The 6,151-nt window shown below is 59.3% G+C and carries 5 protein-coding genes and 1 pseudogene; 1 reads left to right on the top strand and 5 read right to left on the bottom strand.

The annotated features are described in order from the left end of the window. Nucleotides 1-62: 62 nt before the first annotated feature. The 5 genes from NW838_RS06485 to NW838_RS06465 form a co-directional block, all read right to left on the bottom strand. Nucleotides 63-1,532 carry a S41 family peptidase gene (locus tag NW838_RS06485; RefSeq protein WP_414358285.1) on the bottom strand — a complete coding sequence of 490 codons (1,470 nt, stop codon included), beginning with the start codon at nt 1,530-1,532 and terminating at the stop codon, nt 63-65. Nucleotides 1,533-1,714: 182 nt separating this feature from the next. Next, nucleotides 1,715-3,397, bottom strand: coding sequence for a trigger factor (gene tig / locus NW838_RS06480; RefSeq protein WP_414358282.1), 1,683 nt, complete (start codon nt 3,395-3,397; stop codon nt 1,715-1,717). Between the two features lie 76 nt (nt 3,398-3,473). Then, a complete protein-coding gene (locus NW838_RS06475) occupies nt 3,474-3,857 on the bottom strand; it encodes a lipopolysaccharide assembly LapA domain-containing protein (protein ID WP_011431755.1) in 384 nt (127 codons plus the stop codon). An 84-nt stretch (nt 3,858-3,941) separates the two neighbouring features. Beyond that, nucleotides 3,942-4,961: a c-type cytochrome biogenesis protein CcsB gene (gene ccsB, locus NW838_RS06470; RefSeq protein ID WP_414427727.1), complete on the bottom strand. Its 1,020-nt coding sequence runs from the start codon at nt 4,959-4,961 to the stop codon at nt 3,942-3,944. Between the two features lie 41 nt (nt 4,962-5,002). Beyond that, nucleotides 5,003-5,155: a hypothetical protein gene (locus NW838_RS06465; protein WP_414358280.1), complete on the bottom strand. Its 153-nt coding sequence runs from the start codon at nt 5,153-5,155 to the stop codon at nt 5,003-5,005. Nucleotides 5,156-5,219: 64 nt separating this feature from the next. Between NW838_RS06465 and NW838_RS06460 the strand changes: the two are divergent. Beyond that, nucleotides 5,220-6,151, top strand: a pseudogene (locus tag NW838_RS06460) (hypothetical protein); the annotation flags it as partial.

Genomic DNA, 6,151 nt, shown 5'->3' with positions numbered 1-6,151 from the left:
CTTGCCGACTCTAGGGCTACTGAAAGCTCCCGCCTTTAGGCGGGGGTAGTTTACCTTCGTCTTCAGCTCCCCGGCTTGAACAGGCCAATGGCCGTGACCTGGTTGGATCCCACCTCAAAGGCAAAGGCCAGGCCCAGAGCATCGTAGTTGACGTAGTAGCGGTCGTCGCGCAGATACTCTCGGCTCCCCTTGGGATAGGGCACCACCTCGTTGTAGCCGTTCTCGCCGGGCCCGCCGTAAACGGCGATCACTTCCGAATAGGTGGAGCCGATGCGGATCCCTTCGCCGGTCATGGCTTCCGGGTGGGTGGTGTAGATGCGGTTGGCGAAAAAGCTATCCACAATGCCCGGATGACGGTAGGTGAAGAGGATGTAGTCCTGCAGGTAAAAGATCTTCAGGTCGCTGTTGGGCTGAAACACATTAGCTCCGGAGGCTGCTGGGATCTGATCGACATTGCCCAGCAGGTGGGTATCGACGTTGCGGGTATCCATGCCCAGCTCAAAGCGGCCAACTCGGCCCTCTTGCACCAGCACGGTAGGCCGTGGGGGCAGGGTGGGTCGCCGTGGGGGCAAGGCCAGCGCTTGCAGGCCGGCATTCAGCCAAGCATTGTCATCTCCTTCCACCGTCTGCAAAGGCACTAAACCTCGCTCCAAAGAGCGACCATCTCCTGTCTTCCAGGTGGCCACGGCCAGTTCCACCGCCGCGCCGGAGGGGAGAGCAAAGAAGCGGGTTTGTCGCTCGCTGCCTTGGGTGGGCTGTCCCAAGATAAGGGTGCTACCGCTGGATCCCAACTGGGCAGCCAAGAGGGTGGCCCCCTGGCGGGTGTTACCATCCACGAGAACGGCCAACGGGATCCCGGCGGCAATGGGCAGATTTTCGCTGTTCCAGAGGGTGGGCTGCCCGAATCGGTCTTCGGTAATCAGCAGCGGCTGGACGGAGCGGGGCAAAAACAGGCGCGCCACATCTGCTACCACTTGGGGGTCGTAGCCCACCGAGCCGCGCAGGTCGAGGACAATGCCCTGGCTGTAGTCTTGGGTGTAGAGGGTTTGGCGGATTTGCTGAGCTGTGGCCGGGGTGAGATCCGGCACAGCCAAGTAAACCTGGCGCGGGCCGATCCCGCGGGCTTGTACGGGAGGACGAGGACGGTTGAGCAAGTCCTTAAAAGCTTGCGGATCCCAGAAACGATCGGCGGGATCCCCATACTCCCGCAGGATCTCTTGAATGAACTCGTACTCCACCTCAATGGGGGGGCGGGGATCCCCGTAGCTTCGGGCCAACAGGCGGGTGTAGAGGTCGTTGTAACTGACTGCGGCAGCTTGGTTGCCTGCACCCAAGGACTCGTTGATGAACAATCCCACCAGATGGCGGAGATCCAGCCCGACCAGCTCAGGGGGAAGCGAAGGAGCTGCCGGGATCCCCGAACCTGCAGGATCCGAGGGCACGACGGGCACAGCCGCAGTACTGCCGGGCCAGATCCCCGCGATCAGGGTGAGGATCCCCCAAGCCCCAATTGCGCGCGCAAATCCTTTCATGGTAGCCTGCCCTCTTGCAGATGTTGCGAATAGGATAAACCCTAAACGCTCCCCTCTGCCACTGTAGGCAGTGTTAGGTATCCGCTTTTTGCATTTTAGAACACTAGGGGTGACTGTCGCGCCCCCCTTCTTTGGAATGTTCCCAGCCGGGATCCGGAAAACCGCCCCACCACAGCCTACTCTTACTTGCCTTTTTTGCCCTTTTTGCTTGGCTTAGGCTTTTCTGCTGCTGGGGTCTCTGCAGTGGTTTCTTCTGCCTTCTCCTCAACCGGGATCGTTGCCTTTGGTTCTGAATCTGCCGCAGAATCTGAGAGGGTTTCCGCAGGGGATACTTCTACAGCCTCTTCTGGGGCCGGTTCGGCTTCCACGACTGCGGCTTCTCCATCCGTTTCCGCCCCCGTAGCCGTCTCTGAGGAGGATTCAACGGCCTCAGGGATCCCGGATACCTCTGCTTCTGGCTCATCGAACTTAAACTCGGCCTCTGGCACTTCAACCCTCTCCTCTGAGCCTGCCAAAGAAGTAGGTGCCTGGGTTGGATTCCCCTCGCTATCGACCCAGTTGACCGTAGTTTGCGACTTCAGCCAGGCCATCACCTTGTTGGTCAGCAAGCCTTCATAGACGGCTTGGCGTACTCGTTCCCGATCCAGCCTCTGCCCTTGCTGGGCGTAGGCCGCCATCACTTCTTCCACTTCCACGTCCAACTCCGTGGAACCTACGGCAATTTGCTCTTGCCGAACGATGGCGCTCAGGGCCAAGGTGCGCCGCAGCCGGTCGATGGCTTCGGGTCGGTGGCGCTCTTTCAACTGGTTAAGGGTTTCGGGAGGCAACTCGGACAAGAACTTACGGAGCTCCCCCGGCTTGATGCCTTCCTGCCGCAGGGCCTGGAGACTCTGGGCCAGCAGTTGTGTCGTTTCTTGTTCGATGAGGGTTTCCGGCAAATCCACCTCAGTAGTCTCCAAGATGGCGTTGAGGATGGCGGTTTCCAGGTTCTCCTCGGATTGTCTCAGGGCATCCTGTTCAAGGCGCTTTTGCAAGTGCTCCCGCAGTTCGGCCACCGTTTGAAAGCTGCTGATCTCTTGCACAAAGGCATCATCCAATTCGGGCAGCTCTTTGGCCTTGATCTCCCTCAGGCAGACAGTGAAGGTAACCGTTTTCCCGGCCAACTCTTTTCTGAAGTAGTCGTCGGGGAAGGTGGCTGCAATCTCCTTGGTTTCGTCGAGCTGCATGCCCACGATGCCCGCCACAAAACCGGGGATGAAGTTGTCTTCCTTGAGTTCCAGCTGGAAGTCCTGGGTGGTCATCTCGTCGAGGGGATTGCCTTCTGCATCGCGGGCTGCAAAATCGATCACCACCACATCCCCCAACTGAGCAGGCCGATCTTCTACCGGCAAGAGGGTGGCCCGCTGATCCCGCCATCGGTCGATGAGCTGGTCAATTTGCTCAGGCTTGACGTCAACACGGGTTGCCGTAACGGTCAGCCCTTTGTATTGGCCAACGCGGGCTTCGGGGTACACCTCAACATATCCTGAGAAGCTGAAGTCTGCTTCGGGGTTGAACTGAGCCAAGAGCTGACCCACCTCATCATCCAGCTCGAACCGGCTAATGGGAGTGAGCCGAGCTTCCTTGAAAGCCTGTTGAATGGCCTCGCTGATCAGGTCATCCACAGCACTGGCCATGATGCGCTCGCGGCCCACCTGCCGCACAACGAGGTTGCGGGGGGCCTTGCCCTTGCGGAATCCCGGAATTTGGATATTCTGCTCCAGTTGACGCAAGGTTTTTTCGTAGGAGCGCTTCACCCGGTCGGCTTCTACCACGATTTTGAGACCGACCCGGCTGCCAGGGCGTTTTTCTTGGATAACCTGCATAGGAAGTATGAGCTAGGGAGAGGGGCAAGTAGAAGTTCAATTCTACCTCAACGGCCTGTGGGTCAACCTGGGGATTTTAGGCAGGGGATCCCTCGGTGGCCACTTCTTTCACATCCTGGATGTCCTCTTGGGGTTCGGCACGCTTGCTGGGAGGCAGTTGCTTCACTTTGGCTTCCAGCTCCACCACCATTTCCTTGAGTTCGGTGATGGTGACCTCCTTCTCCTGCAGTTGCCGATTTTTTTCCCGGGCTTCGATGCTGAACTGTACGCGCATCCAGAGGCTATACAGCCAGGCGAGGGCGGCCCCAATCCCGGCAGATGCCAGAAGTTCCATCACCAGAGGGCTTTCAACGCTGACGCCGGGGGCAAAAGTAACCGTGACCGGGGTGGCGTTTTGCATGGCAAAGAGGGCAATGGCCAGGAGGGCTGAAAACAAGATCAGGTAGTTGAACAGTCGCATCGTTTTTCTCCTCGAAGGGATCCACTACGGCTTGCCAGCACCAGAATACCCATAAACTCGGGCCGGTTTTTGAGAAAAATTCCCTCAGAAAAACCAGCCATAACTGTGTAAGCCTTTGCCCAGAAAGTTCACCCCCAGATAACACACCCAAACCACCCCAAAGCCTAAGCTGGCCAAGAGGGCGGGGCGTCTGCCTTGCCAGCCTTTGGTGATGCGGGCGTGCAAATAGGCGGCAAAGACCAACCAGGTAATCAAGGCCCAGGTTTCTTTCGGATCCCAGCTCCAGTAGGTACCCCAGGCTTCGTTGGCCCAAACGGCGCCGGCGATAATGCCGATGGTGAGCAGGGGGAACCCCAGCCCGATCAGCCGGTAGCTGGTGTTGTCCAAGATTTCTGCCAGGCTCAGCAGTTGCCAGGGGATCCCTTCGGGGGCCGGTTGGGGGGGGAGTTCAGCGGACGAGGGGGCAGGACGGGGGGAGCGGAGGCCGGCGTAGGCCAGTTCTGAAGCCGGGGAAGGCAGGGTGGCTTCCGCCCATTCGGGATGGGTTTGGGGTTGGGGAGGGCGAAATTGCAGGCCGAGGGAGTTGCCCTTGAGATGGACATCCTGACCGCGGGTGACGATGAGAAAGCTGATGGAGAGAAGGGATCCCACCAACAGCGCCGCATAGGCCAGCAACATCACAGTCACATGCATCATCAGCCAGTTGGATTGCAAAGCCGGCACGAGGGGCTGGGCTACCTGCATATCTTCCGGCAGCACCAAGGCAGCAAAGGCTACGATCCCGGTTACAACTGGGGCGGTCATGACCCCCACCCAGCGGCTGCGGCTCCAGTAGAGGGCCACCAAATGCAAAGCGGTGATCCCCCAAGCCAGGAAAAACAGAGACTCGTACAGGTTACTCAGGGGGAAGTAGCCCGCATCGATCCAGCGGGCCGTCAACAGGGCTGCCATCGTCAAGTTTGCCCCAATCATCCCCGCCAGGCCCAATTCGGTTAGAAGCCGCACCTGGGGAAAGGCTGCCCCGCCCCAGTAAAACAGCATGGCCCCCAAACAAATGGCAAACGCCACATTGTTGAGCAGAGCTTGCCACTGGGCCAGATCCATACCCGCCAGGGCCGTTATCGCCAACAGAGCCATACATGACCTCAAAAGTGTCTCCGACCCGGCTTGAGCCAGGCCAGTTGATCCCATTCTAGGGCGGGGGAAGGGATCTTCCCCAAAGGACACATGCTGGTAATGTGGGGATGGCTTGTCTGCGGCTCGGCAGGATACCGAGAGCGTTGGGATGTAAGGCTCATGCAAGAACACGCGGGAAATGCCAGGTTGAGAAGGTGGGGGTTGTTGAGATGGTGGATCTGTCTGTTGGCCGCCCTCGTTTTGGCCTCTTGTGGGGGATCCCCGCCTAAACCCCCGCAGGAACAGCTTCCCCAGCTAGAGCGCGTGCCGGTTCCCCCGGAGATTGCCAAGCTGGATGCCCATTTGCAGTATTGTCGCCCGCAAGTTCAGATCCTCAGCCCCAAGCCAGGTGAGGTGTTGCCAGAGCGGCAGGTAACCGTTCGCTTCGCGGTGCAAGGGTATCCGCTTTTCCAAGATCCGCAATTGGGTCTCGGCCCTCATCTGCACGTGGTGCTGGACAACCGTCCCTACATCGCCCATTACGATGCCGATGCTCCCCTCGTTTTCAAGGATTTGGAGCCGGGATCCCATACTCTGCGGGTGTTTGCCGGCAAACCCTGGCACGAGAGCTTCAAAAACTCTGAAGCCTATGCCCAGGTCAGCTTTCACGTGTTAGCTCCCACCCCTGAGTACGTACCACAGCCGCAACTGCCCCTGCTCACCTACAACCGCCCCACAGGCAGCTACGGGGCCGAGCCAATCTTGGTGGATTTCTGGCTGGCCAATGCCCCAGTGCGGGAGAGCCTGTTGAGTGACTTGCCACGGGACTGGCGGATCCGCTACACCCTCAACGGCCAATCCGGCCTGCTGGATCGCTGGGAGTCTTTTTATCTGAAGGGCTTCAGGCCCGGTCGCAATGTGATGGTGCTGGAACTGGTGGACAGCAAAGGGGATCCCATCCGCAATGTGTTCAACAGCGCCGCCCGCGAGATCACCTACACCCCTGGCGGCCAAGATACCCTCTCCAAGCTGGTTCGGGGGGAGCTAAAAGCCGAAGAGGCCCTGGCCATCGTCCAGCCCCAGCCCACCCCTACCCCAACTCCTACTCCTACTCCGACGCCAACCCCAACACCGACCCCCACGCCCACTCCGACTCCGGCGCCAACGCCAACTCCGAC

Origin of the sequence: Synechococcus sp. R55.2 (assembly GCF_047462075.1) — a bacterium.
Lineage (GTDB): Bacteria > Cyanobacteriota > Cyanobacteriia > Thermostichales > Thermostichaceae > Thermostichus.
Note: the sequence above shows the minus strand (reverse complement) of the source record. Positions and strands in the feature narration are given on the sequence as shown.

What these genes read in the sequence shown, in the direction of transcription:
- ccsB (WP_414427727.1), bottom strand. Translation starts at nt 4,961, where the DNA reads ATGGATCTGGCCCAGTGGCAAGCTCTGCTCAACAATGTGGCGTTTGCC.
- NW838_RS06485 (WP_414358285.1), bottom strand. Translation starts at nt 1,532, where the DNA reads ATGAAAGGATTTGCGCGCGCAATTGGGGCTTGGGGGATCCTCACCCTG.
- NW838_RS06475 (WP_011431755.1), bottom strand. Translation starts at nt 3,857, where the DNA reads ATGCGACTGTTCAACTACCTGATCTTGTTTTCAGCCCTCCTGGCCATT.
- NW838_RS06465 (WP_414358280.1), bottom strand. Translation starts at nt 5,155, where the DNA reads ATGAGCCTTACATCCCAACGCTCTCGGTATCCTGCCGAGCCGCAGACA.
- tig (WP_414358282.1), bottom strand. Translation starts at nt 3,397, where the DNA reads ATGCAGGTTATCCAAGAAAAACGCCCTGGCAGCCGGGTCGGTCTCAAA.